The following is a 644-nucleotide window of genomic DNA, read 5'->3' on the forward strand; positions in this document are numbered from 1 at the left end:
CGTAGTTGGCGTACACCTCGACGTCGATCGGCCCGGCCTTGATGTTGTGGGTTTTGGTGGTCAGCGCGTAGTGGCCGTTGTCGCCGGTGTCGGAGCTGCCGGTACAGGTGATGCGCGACGGGTTGGTCTCGTCGGCCATCACTTCCGGGCTGCAGGATTTCACCTGCGATACCGCCGCCACGTCGAACTGCACGCCGCCGATATCAAAGTTCTTTACCCCGGCGCCCTGGCCGTCGTGGTTCATCCAGAAGTAGTCGTTGATCCCCTGTTGCGGACGCTGGTGGAAGTCGCGGCCGGCCCAGAGATAGGCGTTGGGGTTGGATTCCAGCACGTTGGTGACCCCGACGTAGGCCTTCTTCAGGTTAACTTCGTCGCTCCAGTGGTCGAACATCACGTTGAGATCCCAGATAGCCCCCTGCGCGCTTTTGAAGGCCTTGCTGATCTGGAATTCGCCGCCGTTGCTTTCGTTGCCCAGACGGCCGATCGCCGAGGCGCCGTTATAGGAGCCGTCGACGCCGACATATTTCTGGTCGCCGGTCTGGAAGTGGGCGCCATAGCGGGCGTAGCCGCTGAACTTGAGGCCGAACGGAATGGCCATATCCGGCGAGGCGGCGGTGGTCTGCGGGTTGGTGATCACGTCGACC

General features: G+C 62.3%; 1 protein-coding gene. It reads right to left on the reverse strand.

The window, feature by feature from the left end; translation table 11 throughout:
* Positions 1-644 (reverse strand): carbohydrate porin (locus HMPREF1024_RS00025; protein ID WP_009310191.1); only part of this gene is annotated, 644 nt, incomplete at both ends.

Source organism: Klebsiella sp. 4_1_44FAA (genome assembly GCF_000238715.1).
In the GTDB taxonomy this organism is placed as follows: domain Bacteria; phylum Pseudomonadota; class Gammaproteobacteria; order Enterobacterales; family Enterobacteriaceae; genus Klebsiella; species Klebsiella pneumoniae.